Origin of the sequence: Luteolibacter sp. (assembly GCF_039920825.1) — a bacterium.
Lineage (GTDB): Bacteria > Verrucomicrobiota > Verrucomicrobiia > Verrucomicrobiales > Akkermansiaceae > Luteolibacter.
The window spans coordinates 69,642-85,631 of record NZ_JBDSCX010000038.1 but is presented as its reverse complement, the minus strand read 5'-3'; the positions used below and the strand labels follow the sequence as shown (position 1 = coordinate 85,631).

Annotated in this window: 16 protein-coding genes; 10 read left to right on the top strand and 6 right to left on the bottom strand. The window is 58.5% G+C overall.

Annotated features, from left to right (window positions below; translation table 11 throughout):
• The first annotated feature begins 164 nt into the window (after window positions 1-164).
• Window positions 165-3,203 (top strand): alanine--tRNA ligase, encoded by a 3,039-nt coding sequence (locus ABIQ96_RS09520; protein WP_348214341.1) that lies wholly within the window; start codon window positions 165-167, stop codon window positions 3,201-3,203.
• A gap of 8 nt (window positions 3,204-3,211) precedes the next feature.
• On the top strand, window positions 3,212-3,721 hold the full coding sequence (locus ABIQ96_RS09515) for a DUF2846 domain-containing protein (RefSeq protein ID WP_348214340.1): 510 nt from the start codon (window positions 3,212-3,214) through the stop codon (window positions 3,719-3,721).
• Window positions 3,722-3,832: 111 nt separating this feature from the next.
• On the opposite strand, the gene ABIQ96_RS09510 is transcribed toward ABIQ96_RS09515, so the two are convergent.
• The 3 genes from ABIQ96_RS09510 to ABIQ96_RS09500 all read right to left on the bottom strand — a co-directional run bounded on the left by ABIQ96_RS09510 (window position 3,833) and on the right by ABIQ96_RS09500 (window position 5,645).
• Window positions 3,833-4,099 (bottom strand): hypothetical protein, encoded by a 267-nt coding sequence (locus tag ABIQ96_RS09510; protein WP_348214534.1) that lies wholly within the window; start codon window positions 4,097-4,099, stop codon window positions 3,833-3,835.
• The gene (locus ABIQ96_RS09505) at window positions 4,096-4,308 is read right to left on the bottom strand and encodes a hypothetical protein (RefSeq protein ID WP_348214339.1); all 213 of its coding nucleotides are present in this window, start codon (window positions 4,306-4,308) and stop codon (window positions 4,096-4,098) included. Before ABIQ96_RS09505 ends, ABIQ96_RS09510 begins: the two co-directional genes overlap by 4 nt.
• Before the next feature lie 161 nt (window positions 4,309-4,469).
• Window positions 4,470-5,645, bottom strand: coding sequence for a hypothetical protein (locus ABIQ96_RS09500; protein ID WP_348214338.1), 1,176 nt, complete (start codon window positions 5,643-5,645; stop codon window positions 4,470-4,472).
• Between the two features lie 285 nt (window positions 5,646-5,930).
• Here ABIQ96_RS09500 and ABIQ96_RS09495 point away from each other — a divergent pair, with 285 nt between their 5' ends.
• From ABIQ96_RS09495 to ABIQ96_RS09485, 3 genes are all read left to right on the top strand, one after another.
• Complete coding sequence (locus tag ABIQ96_RS09495; RefSeq protein WP_348214337.1) at window positions 5,931-7,028, top strand: sugar kinase; 1,098 nt, start codon at window positions 5,931-5,933, stop codon at window positions 7,026-7,028.
• 327 nt (window positions 7,029-7,355) lie between these two features.
• The gene (locus ABIQ96_RS09490; RefSeq protein WP_348214336.1) at window positions 7,356-7,622 is read left to right on the top strand and encodes a hypothetical protein; all 267 of its coding nucleotides are present in this window, start codon (window positions 7,356-7,358) and stop codon (window positions 7,620-7,622) included.
• 51 nt (window positions 7,623-7,673) lie between these two features.
• Entirely contained in the window at window positions 7,674-10,163 is a 2,490-nt protein-coding gene (locus ABIQ96_RS09485) for a ligase-associated DNA damage response DEXH box helicase (RefSeq protein ID WP_348214335.1), read from the top strand.
• A gap of 94 nt (window positions 10,164-10,257) precedes the next feature.
• Here the strand turns inward: ABIQ96_RS09485 and ABIQ96_RS09480 are convergent, their stop codons facing one another.
• The gene (locus tag ABIQ96_RS09480) at window positions 10,258-10,413 is read right to left on the bottom strand and encodes a hypothetical protein (RefSeq protein ID WP_348214334.1); all 156 of its coding nucleotides are present in this window, start codon (window positions 10,411-10,413) and stop codon (window positions 10,258-10,260) included.
• Between the two features lie 199 nt (window positions 10,414-10,612).
• Here ABIQ96_RS09480 and pdeM point away from each other — a divergent pair, with 199 nt between their 5' ends.
• Entirely contained in the window at window positions 10,613-11,344 is a 732-nt protein-coding gene (gene pdeM / locus ABIQ96_RS09475) for a ligase-associated DNA damage response endonuclease PdeM (RefSeq protein ID WP_348214333.1), read from the top strand.
• 63 nt (window positions 11,345-11,407) lie between these two features.
• Here pdeM and ABIQ96_RS09470 read toward each other — a convergent pair whose 3' ends face one another.
• Window positions 11,408-12,697, bottom strand: a complete 1,290-nt coding sequence (locus ABIQ96_RS09470) for a hypothetical protein (RefSeq protein ID WP_348214332.1) — start codon at window positions 12,695-12,697, stop codon at window positions 11,408-11,410.
• A gap of 204 nt (window positions 12,698-12,901) precedes the next feature.
• Here ABIQ96_RS09470 and ABIQ96_RS09465 point away from each other — a divergent pair, with 204 nt between their 5' ends.
• From ABIQ96_RS09465 to ABIQ96_RS09455, 3 genes are all read left to right on the top strand, one after another.
• Window positions 12,902-13,537, top strand: a complete 636-nt coding sequence (locus tag ABIQ96_RS09465) for a hypothetical protein (protein ID WP_348214331.1) — start codon at window positions 12,902-12,904, stop codon at window positions 13,535-13,537.
• The gene (locus ABIQ96_RS09460) at window positions 13,534-13,833 is read left to right on the top strand and encodes a transcriptional regulator (protein ID WP_348214330.1); all 300 of its coding nucleotides are present in this window, start codon (window positions 13,534-13,536) and stop codon (window positions 13,831-13,833) included. Before ABIQ96_RS09465 ends, ABIQ96_RS09460 begins: the two co-directional genes overlap by 4 nt.
• Before the next feature lie 121 nt (window positions 13,834-13,954).
• Window positions 13,955-14,809: a hypothetical protein gene (locus ABIQ96_RS09455; RefSeq protein ID WP_348214329.1), complete on the top strand. Its 855-nt coding sequence runs from the start codon at window positions 13,955-13,957 to the stop codon at window positions 14,807-14,809.
• 79 nt (window positions 14,810-14,888) lie between these two features.
• Here ABIQ96_RS09455 and ABIQ96_RS09450 read toward each other — a convergent pair whose 3' ends face one another.
• On the bottom strand, window positions 14,889-15,263 hold the full coding sequence (locus tag ABIQ96_RS09450; RefSeq protein WP_348214328.1) for a VOC family protein: 375 nt from the start codon (window positions 15,261-15,263) through the stop codon (window positions 14,889-14,891).
• A gap of 125 nt (window positions 15,264-15,388) precedes the next feature.
• Here ABIQ96_RS09450 and ABIQ96_RS09445 point away from each other — a divergent pair, with 125 nt between their 5' ends.
• A complete protein-coding gene (locus ABIQ96_RS09445; protein ID WP_348214327.1) occupies window positions 15,389-15,838 on the top strand; it encodes a universal stress protein in 450 nt (149 codons plus the stop codon).
• Window positions 15,839-15,990 lie beyond the last annotated feature (152 nt).

The following is a 15,990-nucleotide window of genomic DNA, read 5'->3' as shown; positions in this document are numbered from 1 at the left end:
CTGGATTCTTGTTTCTGGAATCTGGACTCTCCCCCCGGTCTCTACCCTTTACACCGCCCCCGGCTTTCCCGCATCTTCCCGCGCCCATCCAAAGTGGCTGGCGCGTCTCGCGCCAGACCGTTGCGGAGGCGTCTCGCCTCCAGCTTTTTTCTTCCAGCACCACCATGACTTCCGCCGAGATCCGCCAGAGCTTCCTCGATTTCTTCACCGAGAAACAGCACACCATCGTCCCTTCGGCCTCGCTGCTCCCGCAGTCGCCCGGCCTGCTGTTCACGAACGCCGGGATGAACCCCTTCGTCCCGTATTTCCTCGGCGTGGAAAAAGCTCCCTACGATCCACCGCGCGCGGCCGATACCCAGAAGTGCATCCGCGCCGGCGGCAAACACAACGACCTCGAGGATGTCGGCTACGACACCTATCACCACACGTTTTTCGAAATGTTAGGAAACTGGTCGTTCGGAAATTATTTCAAAAAGGAAGCCATCGCCTGGGCCTGGGAACTCGTCGTCGAGCGTTGGGGCCTTCCCGCCCACCGCCTCTACGCCTCCGTCTATGCGCCGAAGCCCGGCGATCCAGGAAATTTCGATCAGGAAGCCTACGACATCTGGGCCGCCCTCTTCGTTTCCAAAGGCTGTGACCCCGCCGTCCAGATCGTCCACGGCAACGTCAAAGACAACTTCTGGATGATGGGCGAAACCGGCCCCTGCGGACCCTGCTCCGAGCTTCACGTCGATCTAACACCCGAGGGCAATCCCGTCACCGGCCGCAACCTCGTCAACAACGACTCCGACCTCTGCATCGAGATCTGGAACCTCGTCTTCATCCAGTACAACGCCGAGGCCGACGGCAGCTTCCGCGAGCTCCCCGCCAAACACGTCGATACCGGCATGGGTTTCGAGCGCGCCTGCTCCATCATCCAGAACACCAAGGGCTTCACCGACTTCTCGAAAAAACCCAGCAACTACGCCACCGACGTCTTCCAACCGATCTTCCGCAAGCTGGAAGAACTATCAGGAAAAACCTACGTCAACATCTATCCGGAACTCGGTGCCGACCGCGCCGCCTTTACCGAGGAGATGAAAACCGCGATCGCCTTCCGCGTCATCGCCGACCACTTGCGTACCCTGAGCTTCTCCATCGCCGACGGCATCATGCCGGGGAACAACGGCCGCAACTACGTCCTCCGCCGCATCCTGCGCCGAGCAGTTAGATACGGCCGCCAGCTTGGTTTCTCCGGAGAAAAGCCGTTCTTCGGCGCGCTGGTGGAAACCCTCGTCGCCGAGATGGGTGGAGTTTTCCCTGAGTTGAAAAACCGCGAGCAAGTGGTTCGCCAAACGCTTGAGCAGGAAGAAGCGAGTTTCAACCAGACTCTGGATCGGGGGCTGAACCTATTTGAACAAGCAGCAAGACCGCTTGCAGCTATCGAAGCTTCGCAGGTTCAGTCAAAATCGTCAGTTAGTTCGCAATACTCTGAGGAAAATTCCGCATTCAAAGGTGGCGTTCAATACAGAACCTTTGTCGCAGGTTATGTCGAACCCGTTGGGTCGGGGACCATTGTCCGTGTCCTTGACGGTGAATTTGCGTTCAAACTCTACGACACCTTCGGCTTTCCCATCGACCTCACCGAATTGCTCTGCGCCGAGCGAGGCCTCAACGTGGACATGCCACGTTTCGAGGAACTCATGGAGCAACAGCAGGAACGTTCCCGTGCTGCTCAAAAATCCACCATTGTCCGCGCCCTCGACATCTCCACCGATGTTGTCACCGAATTCGTCGGCTTCGAGTTAGACGAAGTGGAAACTACTGTGCTTGAAGTTCACGAACAAGAAGACTCATGGCTGGTTATCACCGACAAAACGCCATTCTACGCTGAAATGGGTGGTCAGGCCGCTGACTCCGGCTTCATGAAATTCCACGGTGAAAGCCCGGACATCATTGGAGTCGTCAACATCGGTAAAGCTCGTGGTTTTGTTCTCAGAAAGGACAACTATGAGTTTATGGAGGAAGGCAGCGGCGACTGCATTTTTCCCAAAGGCATGCACAGCATCGTAGGTCTTAAGGTCGTTCTCCAACTCGACAAGGATCGTCGCAATCCCATCGAAGCCCACCACACCGCCACCCACCTTCTCCACTGGGCGCTGCACGAAGTCGTCTCCGCGGACGCCGCGCAGCAAGGTTCCTCGGTCGATGAAAACCGCCTGCGCTTCGACTTCAACAGCGCCGCCGTAACGCCCGAGCAACTCGCCGCGATGGAGGAAAAGGTCAACGCCTCCATCAAGGCTGGCGACTCCGTGAGTTGGAAAGAAGTCCCCCACGCCTCCATCAAGGGCCGCCCGGACATCATGCAATTCTTCGGCGACAAATACGGTGACCTAGTCCGCGTCGTCCAGATCGGCGGCGAACCACAAGCGCTCAACGGCTACTCCCAGGAACTCTGCGGCGGCACCCACGTCCGCAACACTGGCGAGATCGGCCTTTTCAAAATCAAATCCGAGGGAGCCATCGCTTCCGGCGTCCGCCGCATCGAAGCCGTCTGCGGAGAAGCCGCCTGGGCCTACCTCAACGAGAATACGGAAAAATGGCACGCCGAGCTCACCGCCGCCCGCGCCAAACTCCACGCCGCCAACGAAAAGCTAACATCCCTCGGCGAGGAATCCGTCGCCGTGAATGACTTCCCACACATCATGGGAGCCATGCTCGCCGAACGCGCCGACATCGCCCAGATCAACGCCACCTTCGCCCACGGCCAGCGCACGCTGGAAGAAACCCAACAAGGCGCCATCGAAGCCGAGAAGCGCATCAAGAAAATCCAAGCCGCCCAAGCCGCCGCCCTCGCCGACGAATCCCTAGCAGAACTCATCGATTCGGCAACGAAAGAAGGAAAACCCATCATCGTTTCCTTCGAGTCCGACGCCTCGCTGCTTCAGGAACTCCAGAACGGTCTCAAGAAAAAGCAATTCGCCGGCCCCGCCCTGCTCATCGTCGATGACGGAGAAAAACTCCACCTCGCCACCCACTGCGGCCCAGACGCTCTCGCCAAAGGCCTGAAAGCCGGCGACCTCCTCCGCGATCTAGCAGCCCTCGCCGGCGGCAAAGGCGGCGGGAAGCCGGATCAGGCACGAGGTGCTGCGCCGGATCGTTTAAAGTTAGAGGAAATCAAGTCCGCTGCTGCAGCAATCTTCAATTGCCAACGAACCAATTAATCGTAGAAATGCCCCGATACTTCCATGATACAATCTTACTTGGTGCTGTTCTGTTGATGGCTTCGTGCGGGGCAGCTCCAACTTCAAAAGAAGCTGCTGTTGCGGCCAGTTTCACTCCAACGCGCGATATGTCTTTGATATACGTTTATCGACCCGCTGGTTTGTTAGGCGCGGCCGTAAATTCCAGAGTTTCGATGGATGGAAGAAGCAAGGGAGAGCTTCCTAATGGTAAATTCATGTGTTTTGAGACGGTGCAAGGCAACCATGAGTTACTCGCAGGAGGCCGTTCGATTCGGTTTTCTGCAAAGTCAGGTGAATGCTACTTTTTCATGGTGAACGTTTCCTCGGAGTCGCAGGGCCACATGGTGACTGGGCCGGTAACGGTGCCTATTCTGGGTTTTAACTTTCAAGGACAGCAAGTTGATGCGAACGAAGCGCGGAGCGCTCTTCAAAAAATCAGCCAAGTTGCCGTGAAGGATGCTCCAATCTCTCAGACAGTTAGAATTATTCGAGAATAGAAGTTGTTCCCGTGGGTGTCTTCTGTGTGGCCATCCGCACCGATGATGGCGTTTCTACTTTAATCGGTTCAGGTGGCGCATTTCTACCACCCCTGTATTTACGTTCCGGCTTCACCCCAACAACCGGTCATAATCCGCATGCGACCCGATCCACACCCACTCGACTCCTCCGTCCGGCAGTTTCCAGTCAATCGCGCGATAGCCGATTCCAACTCGCACTGAAAATCGGTTTCCGCTGCCTTGGAGTTTCTTGAAATGCAGCGAGGGATGTCGTGGATCCTGCTGCCAGAGGGCATAATTTTTCTCGGCCAAATTCTGGACCTCGGGAGGAAGGGCATCGAAGCATTTCCAGAACCTGCGAGTCGCCCGCGACTTCATCGCGTGGCCGGCCACGGGTTGAGTTCTCCGGTCACTCTCTCGCTTCCGGCCTCGTCGAAGAGAAAATCCAGTTTTCCGTCTTTGGAATCCTGATTCATCCTGCGATCCCAAGCGTCCGCCACTTTCGCCTCAAGCCATTTGGCCAGACGCAGGAACTCATCTTCCTTGAGATTTTCGATCGCGCTTTCGATCTCTTCAACCGTGCTCATGGGCGCAACCTATTCAAAAATCCGCCGATTCGCAAGCTCGCTGCTCATGACCGTCACAAGTACCAAGGATTGAGCTCCTCGGTCGCTTTGTCGTCCGCCATAATCAGCGGATTTCTCAGGGTGATGGGAGTAACGACGATGCGGTAGGCGGTCTGCCGAACTCAGAACGGATAAGCCGCCCGGCGGGCGTGTTCGTCGGCCCAGTCGTAGATCATGCGGCGGGAGGCGGCGTTGTTGGCAGTGAGGATTTCCAACATTTCCCGATAATGGCGGAGATCATCCTGGAGTTCGCGTTTGATCGATTTCGGGTTGGCGATGGTGCCGTAAAACGGATCCCTGAAACGTTGGAGCGGGCCGTATTGCGGCTCGTTCGGCAGGTAGTGGGTCTGGAGCTTGAGATCGTCGATCTGCTCCTTGAGCACCATGCAGTAAACCTGGAGTTTCTGGTCGCCGGCGGTGGCGAGGTTGGTGGCTTCCTCGCCGAGCCATTCCATTTCGAGCTGGAGCATTTCCCGCAGGTCATTGGCGGCATAGGCGGAGTTGAGGCGCTGCATCCAGACTTTCTTGTGCTCCTTGAGCAGCGGTTCCGGTTCAAGATCGGGGTGGAAGGCTTTGGCGAGTTGCTTGAAGAGGGACTTGAGGTCGCGGTTTTTGGCGTCTTCCTGTTCGAGGCGTTTGCGCTCCTTTTCGGCCTGGGCCTTGGTAGGTTTGCGACGGGGCTTCGCGTCGGCTGATGGAGAACCGGCCCTGTTTTCGAAAGCATCACGCAGGCGCTCGCTTGCGATGCGCTCGAATTCCTCGGGATCGCCGTTCGGATCGAGATCGCCGAGGTCCAGATCAAGCCCGGCTTCACGCGCGGCCTGTTCCATCATCGTGCGGACGAAATTGAATTCGTCACTCTCGCTCTCTGTCATCCGCTCATCGTCCTCGTCGGGACCAAGCTCCTCAACGACGGCTTCCAGTTCACTGATTTCCTCCGCACTGAGGCCGACGGGATCGGCCAGCAGTTCGGTCGCCTTGCCGCTTAGCAAGTCGCCGAACCAGCGGCGGCGTTCGGCTGTTAGCTTGAGGGTTTGGAACGCTTTGAATCCGCTGAAAACGAGATCGCGATTCAGGCGGTTGATATCCTCGATCAACGGCATCAGCTCGCGGATGGAGGTGGCGAGGACCTCGTCGAGCCGTGCTTGCTCGCGGGCGTGGCGCGCTTTGGTGGCTTCGAGACTTTTCATCAGGCGGTTGAATTCCACCTGCGTGCGGCTGAGTGGCGCGCCGTTTCCCAGCCGGATGACAAGGCCTTCCTTGGGATGGGCGGGTTTATGCTGCACCTTTCGTTTCATGAGCGGGATTTTCCTGACAGAGCGGGTGAAGTCAATGGCGCGAGCCGCGATGGCAATCCATCAGCACCGACCGACGATCCGGACCTCGATGAGTCGATGAAACTGCCGGATTCCACGGAAACCGGCAATCTCCATGCCGTTTTCCGCGGAATTCGCTGTTAACCCCAAGTGTGTATTGCGCGGCCTGCCAAATTTTTCCAAGCTCGCTCCGTCTTTACCCACCAAAGGCCGGGATTCCACCCACCTTTCCCTGAAAAACCGATCGCTGAAAATCAATCCACTCACATGTCACTGACCATCAAACCGAAATCCGAATGCGCCTTCGATCAAATCTCGCTGGGTGAAGTCATGCTCCGTCTCGATCCCGGCGAGGGCCGGATCCGCACCGCCCGCCAGTTCGCCGCTTGGGAAGGCGGCGGGGAATACAACACCTCGCGCGGGTTGAGGAAATGTTTCGGTTATAAAACGGCGGTCGTCACCGCGTTCGTCGATAACGAGGTCGGCCATCTCATCGAGGATTTTATTATGCAGGGAGGAGTCGCTACGGATTTCATCCAGTGGCGCGAGGACGACGGCATCGGACGGAATGTTAGAAATGGTTTGAATTTCACCGAGCGCGGCTTCGGCGTGCGCGGTGCTGTTGGAAATCCGGATCGCGGAAATACGGCGGCCTCGCAACTCAAGCCCGGTGATGTCGATTGGGATCACATCTTCGGCAAACTCGGCGTGCGCTGGTTCCACACCGGCGGCATCTACGCGGCTCTATCGGAAACCACCGCGGCCCTCACCGTCGAGGCTGTGAAGGCCGCTAACAAATACGGCACGGTTGTTTCCTACGATCTCAACTACCGCCCGTCGCTCTGGAAAACCATCGGCGGCCTCGCGAAAGCGCAGGAAGTGAACCGCGAGATCGCGAAATACGTCGATATCATGATTGGCAACGAGGAAGACTTCACTGCATCGCTCGGCTTCGAAGTCGAAGGCGTGGACCACAACATTTCCGCCATCGAGCTCGATGCCTTCAAAGCGATGATCGAAACCGCGGTGAAAGAATTCCCTAACTTCAAGGTCGCCGCGACCACCCTCCGCGGCGTGAAAACCGCGACCATCAACGATTGGTCCGCCATCCTCTGGCACGACGGAAAATTCCACGAAAGCCGCAAATATCCCGACCTCGAAATCCTCGACCGCGTCGGCGGCGGTGATTCATTCGCGTCCGGCGTGCAGTTCGGTTTCATGGAGTTCAACGACGCGCAGAAAGCCGTGGAATACGGAGCCGCCCACGGCGCGCTCGCTTCCACGACGCCCGGCGACACCTCGATGGCCACCCGCAAGGAAGTCGAAAAACAAATCGGCGGTGGCGGGGCCCGCGTGGTGCGCTGAGCGGACAAGGGAAGAACCTGTCCCGACTGTCTCAGTCGGGAGGTGAATCCGGCTGAAGTATTTTCCACATTTCACCGCCTGCCTACGCGCCGGACCACCGGGATCCCTTCGACCGATTGCTGGTATGGCAGGCGATCAACGGCAAGCACACGCTCGTGAGTCGGGGGCGGGCCATGCCGTTTTTCAAGGAACACGGCTTGAGTTTGGAGTGGTAGTGAACGGGGCGATGGCTTTTGGTAAGTGGGGCGGGAAAAATCACTTCTTCCAAAAAGGAGTCCGTTGTGGCACACAGCGGGCTCTTTTCATTTTTTACCCCGATCATTTCCAATGGCTTCCCAAGAACCTCACACCTTGTCACCCGCCGCCCGCAGTGCCGCTTTGTTGGTGGCGCGAATCATCTTTTTCAATGGCCTGCTGATCGGTTTGGGACTCTGCGCCGCCGCGGTCGGGGTGTTGTTTTTCCAAATAGGAAATGTCTCCGCGCCGATGGAGCGCTGGCTGGTGGGAGCGGTGTTGATCGGGCTCGGGGTGATGGCGTTCGGCTTCACCGCGATGGCAAAATCCCGGATCGCGAAGCTCAAGAAGGATTTCTGAGTTGGATCGTCAGCCACTTGAAATTTCTCCGTCGGGCACGATCCTGACGGCATGTCGGTTGCCTCGCTCAAGCCCTTTTTCAAGGCCAAGGGCTGGCGGCCGTTTGAATTCCAGAAACAAACCTGGGAAGCCTATCAATCGGGAGAATCCGGTCTTCTCCATGCGCCGACCGGGCTCGGAAAAACGCTCGCAGTCTATCTCGGACCGCTGGCGGAAACCCTCGATGAAAACGGCCAATGCCGGATCCTCTGGCTGACACCGCTCCGCGCTCTCGCCGCGGATACCTTGCGCGCGTTGCGAGAACCGCTCGCCGTTCTCGCACCGCATCTTGAAGCCGAGGCCCGCACCGGCGACACGCCCGCTGCCCTCCGCGCCCGCCTCCGGAAGAAGCTGCCGCACACGCTGGTCACCACACCGGAGTCGCTTTCGCTGATGCTGACGCATGCCGATTTCCCGGAGAAACTATCAGGTCTGCGCTGCGTCATCGTCGATGAATGGCACGAGCTGCTAGGAAGCAAGCGCGGCGTGCAAACGGAGCTCTGCCTCGCAAGGTTGCGCGCGTGGATTCCCGGATTGCGCGTCTGGGGACTTTCCGCGACCTTGGGGAATCTGACGGAAGCGCGGCGGACGTTGTTAGGAAATGCGTTCGCAGGTTCGGTGGAAATTTCCGCCGATCTCGAAAAACGGCTCACCATCGAGACACTCATTCCGAAGGAAATCGATCGCTTCCCATGGGCGGGCCACATTGGCACGCGGCTCGCACCGCAGGTCGCGCGTCACATCGAGAAAGCCACGACCACGCTGCTGTTCACGAACACCCGCTCGCAAACGGAAATCTGGTTCCAGGAGTTGTTAGCACTCAAGCCGGAGTGGAAGAGCCGCATCGCCGTGCACCACGGATCGCTCGACCGTGACGAACGCGATCTTGCGGAAAACGGCCTGCGTGATGGCTCATTGAAATGCGTCGTCTGCACCTCGTCGCTCGACCTAGGCGTGGATTTCTCGCCCGTCGATCAAGTCATCCAAGTCGGTTCGCCGAAAGGAATTGCCCGGCTTCTCCAGCGCGCCGGGCGCTCCGGCCACCAGCCCGGCAAGCCGTCGCGGATCCTTTGCGTGCCGACCAACGCGCTCGAACTCGTTGAATTTGCCGCCGCTCGCGATGCCGCGCTTGCCCGCCACATCGAGACCCGCCGCCCGCTGCGCAAGCCGCTCGACGTGCTTGCCCAGCACCTCGTCACCTGCGCGATCGGCGCGCCGTTTCTCCCCGATGAAATGCTCCGGGAAATCCGTTCCTCGCACGCTTTCACCGATCTAACTGATGATGAGTGGCAATGGTCGCTCGGTTTCATTTCCAACGGCGGCAAAGCCCTCGCCGCCTACCCGCGCTATCAGAAAGCCCGGATAGAAAACGGCCGCTACACCGTCGATGACAAGCGCCTCATCCTCCAGCACCGCCTGAGCATCGGCACGATTTCCAGTGATCCCGCCATCTACATCCGCTTCGCCAACGGCCACACGTTAGGCACCGTCGAGGAATCCTTTATCGCCGGCATTCGCACCGGAGGTCACCTCATTTTCGCCGGCAGGCATCTCACGCTCGTTCGTTTCCATCAGCGGGTCGCCACTGTCAAACCCGCGGGGAAAACGACCAAAGGCCGCATCGCCATCTGGGGCGGCGCGAAGATGTCGCTTTCCACCGAACTCACCCACGCGATCGCCAAAGTCATCAATGATTTTTCCCAATCCGAGTCTTCCTCCAAGCATCCGCCTGAAATGACGGCCGTGGCTCCCATTCTGGAAATCCAGCGTCGTTGGTCCCGCCTTCCTTCTGACGATTCTTTGCTCATCGAATTCACCCGTTCCAGAGAGGGCGAGCACTTGTTCTTTTTCCCCTTCGCCGGCCGTCTCGTCCACGAAGGACTCGGCACGCTCGTCGCCTACCGCATCGGCCGCGAGATTGGACAAGCGATCCAGGCGACGCAGAACGACTACGGATTTTCCCTCACCGCAAAACGCGGCCTCGTCCTTGATGAGAAATCCCTGCGTCGCCACCTCAGCCCGGATGATCTGCTAGAAGACCTCGTCGCCTGCATGAACACCGCGGAACTTGCCCGCCGGAATTTCCGGGAAATCGCCCGCGTCTCCGGCCTCATCCTCCAGCAACCGCCCGGTCGCCAAGACCGCTCCGGCCGCGAACTCCAATCCAGCTCCACTCTCCTCTACGAAGTCCTCCAACGCTACGATTCCGACAACCTCCTGCTCCAACAATCCGAGCGCGAAATCCTCGAAAAGCAGCTCGAATTCACCCGCCTGAACGAAGTCATCCACGACCTCGCCAGCCGCCCCTTTCACCTCGTGGAAACCGAGCACCTCACCCCGATGGCTTTCCCTCTGTGGGCTGATCGCCTCCAATCCACTCACGTCGCCCCGGACGCCGCCACCCGCCTCGCCGCCATGTTGGACGAACTCAACCGCGCCGCTGGAGCGGAAAAACCTTTGAAATCCATCACGACCAATTCCCGCCGAACCAGCCGGCGTTAAGTTGCCACACATGAAACCACCCGCCGATGGGCGGGTGGTCAGGGTGCCGGGTGAAAAGTTGAAAAAACTCGGAAAAATGGGCCCGGTTTGAAAATCAGCCTGCAGCTGCGGCGAGCTTGGAAGTCCGGTGATACTTGCCGGGATCAGGACGGGTTCCGGGGTGGGTCACCGCATAGATCAACGCGAGATAGTTGATCGTATTAGGATGAGCTGGGGTCTCGTGGTGGTTGGATTGATTGCGTTTTTTCATCGTGGTTTTGGAGTTTGCTTTCTCTTTGCAGGGAGCGGGCCAATTTTTTAAGATTGGGAAAAATCACTGATTACGAGTGACTTGCGAAACATGAATTTTTCGGGAACTTCCATTCGAAGCGGGTCAAAATTGCAAAACGTCGCTTCGGGCGGTGGCGATCGTGCCAATTTCACCCGCCCACGAGCAGCGATGTCCGAAAGTGAAAAAACCAAGTTTCGAATTTGCCACAGCCGGAATCCCGACCACCAATAGATCCAACCCCGACTCGCCGGTTAGAATGCTTCCTTTTCCCGAAAATCCTTCCATTTCCTTGCTGCCGGAAGGTGCCGTATTTCTCATCGAGTCCCGCACGCTCGTCGTCGCGGATGTTCATCTCGGCAAGTCCGCGACGTTCCGAGCGCGTGGCCTGCCGGTGCCGGAAGGGGATACCGGCCGCGATCTTGCCAGGCTGACCGCGCTTGCGGAAAAATACGCCGCCGCCCACCTTGTCATCGCGGGTGATCTTTTTCATGCGCCTGCGGGGATCACTCCGGAGCTGGAGGAAGAGCTGGATCGTTTCCTAACAACCATCTCAATGCCCGTCACCCTCGTCATGGGAAACCACGATGCGAAAATCAAGCGCCTGCCCGCCGGACTCGATCCTCTTCCCCATCTTGATCTCGGTGACACGCTCCGGATCCTTCACGATCCCGCCCACGCGGACGGCGATCGATTGCACATTTCCGGCCACTGGCACCCGATCGTGAAAATCCCGGATGGCAAACGCACATCTCTGCGACTGCCTTGTTTCCTATTTCGGAACAACACGCTGGTGCTCCCTGCTTTCGGAAGTTTCACCGGCGGTGCGGTGATGAGTTCCGAGCCAGGGGATCGATACTTTGTTGAGCTACGGGGCAAGGTCGTAGAGATTCCGCCTGACATTTTCCGCTAGGGAGGGAATCGCTGACGGTTTCCATCGTGCCAATGACCGGCTTTGCATGGCAAGCGGTCTAGCTCATGAAGACTGTGTTGGCGGCACGATGCGGATGCGAACGAACAGCGGGCCTGTCGCAGGGCGGGTGACGGGTTGGCTGGTGGTGGCGGAAGCAGCGGTGATCGGTGCAGAGGGTGTCCAATCTGTCAGATTGCCGGAGGTTTCGACGACATAGGTGCGGTTTGCGACGGACGACCATTCGATCCGCAAGCCGTCGCTCTCGGTTTCCACGAGCGATTGGCGGATGAAATCGCTCGAATCCACCGGTGACGTTCCGGCCAGGTATTCGAAAAGGTTGGAGTATCCGTCCTTGTCCTGATCTTGACTGGCATTCGGCGTGATGCCGTCAAAATAGAATTTCTCCCATTCGTCATTCATGCTGTTCCTGTTTCGGTCCGTGACGAAGCCGGTGCGGGTTTTCGGCGGCAGGAGCACGGAAAAAACCGGCGGCACGATCCAAGTGCCGATGGATTGTACCGAAGAAATATCCATGTCGGAGGTCAGGATCGGGGCCTGGTTGTCGGACAAACTGAAGGGGAACTGCGTGATCTCGTTGGAGGCTCCCAGATCCGACGGCCAATTCGCGGACACCGGCGGGGCGTGGCGGAAGACCCGGCATCCGTTCAGCGGTCCGATGGTCGAGACCCGGACATCCCAGCCGTCTTGTGATCGAGTCGGCACAATCCTCAGATTTCCGTTCACCCCGGGAGTGAGCGCGGCCTGCCCGGTGAGATAGTCGGAACAATAGCCATTGGACGGTCCCTTCCAGCCGGGACTCACCAGAAGGGCGGAGGTCAGGCTGTTTTGCCAATCGAGCACCGAGTCAACGGTCGTGCCGACGGGAATGTAGGGTGTGAAGATGCAGGATTCTCCCGGAGCCAGGGATTTGTAACCAGACGGTGGAGATCCAGCGCCATAGAGATTCATGTAGAAGGTTTTTGACGTGCCCCCATTGACATACATCTTGTTCAAATCTACGGCTGAAGTCGTGATGAAGCCGGGGTGACTATCACCCACGCGTTTGAATTCGAGTCCCAATTTTGGTTGATCGAAAGTTACCTTCGGTTGCACCCCGGTTCCTCCGGTATCAAGTTTGAGGGGCCAGCCTGTGTTGTTTTTCACGACCACGAAGGGCGCATAGACGAGGTGCAGGATCTGATCCCATTCCGATCCGCCCATCACGGATGGCACGTTTGTCGCCCACAGGCTATAGATGGGACGGCTGAGCAGGGAATAGACCACACCGCAATTCACCTCCACCTGCGGGGCCTCCTCCGCGTGAGTGGTCGAGAAACTAACACAGGACAGCAAGGCGATGCCAATGCGCGATAGCAGTCGTAGGTGGCGGATGATTTTCAGGAGGTTGGCTAGGGTGAGACTGGAATACGATCAGACATTTCTCCTTGGAGCAAGCCGCATACGGCGATTCTCCGGTCTCATTTCGGATAGAAACCTCGATCCGGTGCAATCGACGGCTAAACCGTTGCTTTCCATCTTGCCAATGCCCTGCTTTGCATGGCAAAGCAAGGCATGACGACACGCGAGGAAGCGGCAGAGCAGTTGCGGGTGATCCGCTCGATGATGGAGCGGGCCACGATTTTCCGCGCCTTGTCCGGGGAAACTGCGCTGGTCGGCGGGGCGGTGTCGATGGCGGTGGCGTGGTTTTCAGAGCGCCGCCACGGTTGGGCCTGGGCTGGCTGGTGGTTGGGCGGGCTGGCAGTAGTTCTGTTTTTCTATGCGTTCCAGTCCTATCGGATGAAGTCGAACCAAGGTCGGCCATTCTGGAGCTCCGGCCTGCGGACGGCCCTGCGCGGAGCGTTTCCCTCGCTGATCGCAGGTGGATTCATGGCGCTGCTTTTCGTTCGGAGCGGAAACGATGTGGCGGCGGCCTGCATGTGGATCGTGCACTACGGCTTGGCGCTGCTGGCGATCCGTGAGTTCGCGCCGAAGTCGATGGTGTGGCTGGGTTGGGGGTTCGTGGTTTTCGGAGTCGCCAGCCTGGCGAGCGTCACGGATGTTCTGCATGTGGACCAACAATGGCTGATGCACGTGAACAGCTCGCGGCTGATGGCCATTTCCTTCGGAGGGTTTCACTTGATCTATGGCGGGTTGATCGTCACGACCGGCAAGCGCGAAGAAGCAGCGGCATGATCGATTTTTCCCAACTGGACAAAACCATTCACGAGAAGGGACGGCTGTCGATCATGACGCTGCTCGCTTCCCGGGCCGAGCCTTGGGCGTTTCAGGACCTCAAGTCACAGCTCGAGATGTCCGATGGAAATCTCATCACCCACCTGCGGACTTTGGAAAAAGCGGAGTTCATTTCGGGGGAAAAGCTCACCGGCGACGGCCGGCCGCAGACGCTCTACGTGCTGACGGCTGCCGGGCGCACCGCGTTCGTCGCCTACCTCGGGATCCTCGAACAAATTCTCGGTCTCGGGAAATAATCTGCTTGCTCGCAGCTAGCTTTGTAATACAAAGCATCTAGCCATGAACCGATTCCGCCCCGCTTCGCGCCCAAATACTTTGCATCACAAAGTTTTATCCACCCTTTCGGAAAGAAGATTCATGCCACCTGCCGCCGCAGGATTGGAAGTGCGGGTGTCGAGCGCACTCGGGATGGACGACGACGCGCGGGCCGCTCTGGGGCGCGTCGCCGTTTTGGCGAAATCCCGGAAAATCGGGATCGCCGGTCGGTTCATGCCGGACCGTGGAGTCAGCGGAAAATTGGCGGCGCTCGGGATTGCCGAAAACGTCGAACCGGAGGATTTTTTCCGCTTTCGCACCATCGTGATTCCCTATTGCGGCGTCCCGGCGCGAGTCCGGCGCGAATGGGAGGAATCCGGTCAAGGCCTTGAGGATCTAACCTCACCGCAAGTCCGGCGGGCGCAGGTGGCCCTTGGGTTGCTGAAAATGGAAGGAGCGCAGGCTTTGGTGATCGGCCGCCATGAAGACCCGGAAACGCTGGCTATTTCCGGAGGAAATTCCGCGATGCGGATCATCGAGGACACGACGGACACGTCCCGGCTGCTGTTTGCCCCGGCGTTCGGCGCGGTCTGCCAAACCACTCTCTCACCACGTAGGGTTTCGTGGTTGGTCCAGCAACTTCGCCTGCGCTGGAGGGATGCGCGGGTGACGTTTCTGGATACGGTTTCGTCGGCGATGGCTGCCCGCGAGGAGGCGCTGGAACGCCTTCTGGTGGTTTGCGACAGGGTGGTCGTCGTCGGCGAAACGGGAGAATCCTCTTGTGAGGCCTTGATGGAAACGGCCTCGCGCCGGGGAAAACAAGCCATCGCGGTGACCGGTCCGGATGACTTGGCGGCTACGGATTTCGCTCCGAACGAGAAGGTCGCGCTCACCGCCGGGGCTTTTGCCACCGACGAGGCGATCCGTGCCGTGGCCGAGGTGTTGGCTCGGAAATAAGGGGAAAGGATCTCCGGTCCATTTACGCGCAGGAGCGTTGTAAGAAGGCACCGGAGATCTCTACCCCTTTGGTTGGAATTCAGCGCTCGAGGATTTCAACCTCGTAACCGTCAGGATCGGTGACGAACGCCATTTTACGACCGCCCGTGGAGAATTTCTCCCGCCAGCCGGACGGCCAGATTTCGATACCCGCCTTCTCGACGGTATCGCAATATTCGATGATGTCGGAAACACCGAGCGCTGTGTGCATCAGGTCGTCCGGGCAGGTGGTCTTGTAATTTTCCGACCAGGTGAGTTCGAGAAAAACATCGTTGCCCGGGAGTTCAAGGAAGGCGAGTTGGTTGCCTTCGGGCGATTGCTTGCGCTCCTTTTCGGAGTAGCCGAGTTTTTCGTAAAACGCGATGGAGGCATCGAGGCTCTGGACACGGATGCGGGTATGGAGAAATCGGATCATGGCGGCGGGAGAGTGGAACAGAACCGGAGAATTGCCAAACGGCGATTGAGCGCGGCCTATCATTTTTGCCGCATCCGCTGATGAACCTTTGCAATGCCCTGGCGGCAATGGTAATTGAAGAAACCATGAAAACGATAGTCGTCGCAGTCGATTTCTCAAATGCCACACACGGAGTTCTCGAAATGGCCACCCGTCTGGCGAAATCCTTCGGGGCGGATCTTCGGTTGTTCCATGTGATCGAACCGGAGCCGAGCTACACCGCCTACGGATTCACCCCGGACGAATTCCCCGCGATGAACGCGTTTCAGGAAGAAGCGAAACGCCGCGCCGCCCGCAAGCTCGAGGACCTCCTCACCACCGTCCGCGCCGATCTCCCCGCCGCCACCTCGAAGCTCGCCGAAGGCAGCCCGCTCCACGCGCTGCTCGACCATGTGAAGGAAAGCGGTGCCGACTTCGTCGTTCTCGGTTCGCACGGCCACGGCGTGATCGCCTCGCTGCTGTTAGGTAGCGTCGCCGAAGGCATGGTCCGCAAAGCCACCGTGCCGACACTCGTTGTGCCCGCCCTCGCGGAATAGCGGGAAATCATGTAGGGTATCGCCCTACGCCAGGCTAATGCATTACCCCACACAATTGTAAGGCTTGGTTTTGGTTTGACGCCACCAGTGCTGGCTGATAGAAATCGGCTTCAACCGCGCGTTCATTTCCCGCCTTCACCACTGCTCCCGAA

Excerpts from the sequence above, each read along its gene's own strand:
- ABIQ96_RS09520 (WP_348214341.1), top strand. The coding sequence starts at position 165 with ATGACTTCCGCCGAGATCCGCCAGAGCTTCCTCGATTTCTTCACCGAG.
- ABIQ96_RS09515 (WP_348214340.1), top strand. The coding sequence starts at position 3,212 with ATGCCCCGATACTTCCATGATACAATCTTACTTGGTGCTGTTCTGTTG.
- ABIQ96_RS09510 (WP_348214534.1), bottom strand. The coding sequence starts at position 4,099 with ATGAAGTCGCGGGCGACTCGCAGGTTCTGGAAATGCTTCGATGCCCTT.
- ABIQ96_RS09505 (WP_348214339.1), bottom strand. The coding sequence starts at position 4,308 with ATGAGCACGGTTGAAGAGATCGAAAGCGCGATCGAAAATCTCAAGGAA.
- ABIQ96_RS09500 (WP_348214338.1), bottom strand. The coding sequence starts at position 5,645 with ATGAAACGAAAGGTGCAGCATAAACCCGCCCATCCCAAGGAAGGCCTT.
- ABIQ96_RS09495 (WP_348214337.1), top strand. The coding sequence starts at position 5,931 with ATGTCACTGACCATCAAACCGAAATCCGAATGCGCCTTCGATCAAATC.
- ABIQ96_RS09490 (WP_348214336.1), top strand. The coding sequence starts at position 7,356 with ATGGCTTCCCAAGAACCTCACACCTTGTCACCCGCCGCCCGCAGTGCC.
- ABIQ96_RS09485 (WP_348214335.1), top strand. The coding sequence starts at position 7,674 with ATGTCGGTTGCCTCGCTCAAGCCCTTTTTCAAGGCCAAGGGCTGGCGG.
- ABIQ96_RS09480 (WP_348214334.1), bottom strand. The coding sequence starts at position 10,413 with ATGAAAAAACGCAATCAATCCAACCACCACGAGACCCCAGCTCATCCT.
- ABIQ96_RS09465 (WP_348214331.1), top strand. The coding sequence starts at position 12,902 with ATGGCAAAGCAAGGCATGACGACACGCGAGGAAGCGGCAGAGCAGTTG.
- ABIQ96_RS09460 (WP_348214330.1), top strand. The coding sequence starts at position 13,534 with ATGATCGATTTTTCCCAACTGGACAAAACCATTCACGAGAAGGGACGG.
- ABIQ96_RS09455 (WP_348214329.1), top strand. The coding sequence starts at position 13,955 with ATGCCACCTGCCGCCGCAGGATTGGAAGTGCGGGTGTCGAGCGCACTC.
- ABIQ96_RS09450 (WP_348214328.1), bottom strand. The coding sequence starts at position 15,263 with ATGATCCGATTTCTCCATACCCGCATCCGTGTCCAGAGCCTCGATGCC.
- ABIQ96_RS09445 (WP_348214327.1), top strand. The coding sequence starts at position 15,389 with ATGAAAACGATAGTCGTCGCAGTCGATTTCTCAAATGCCACACACGGA.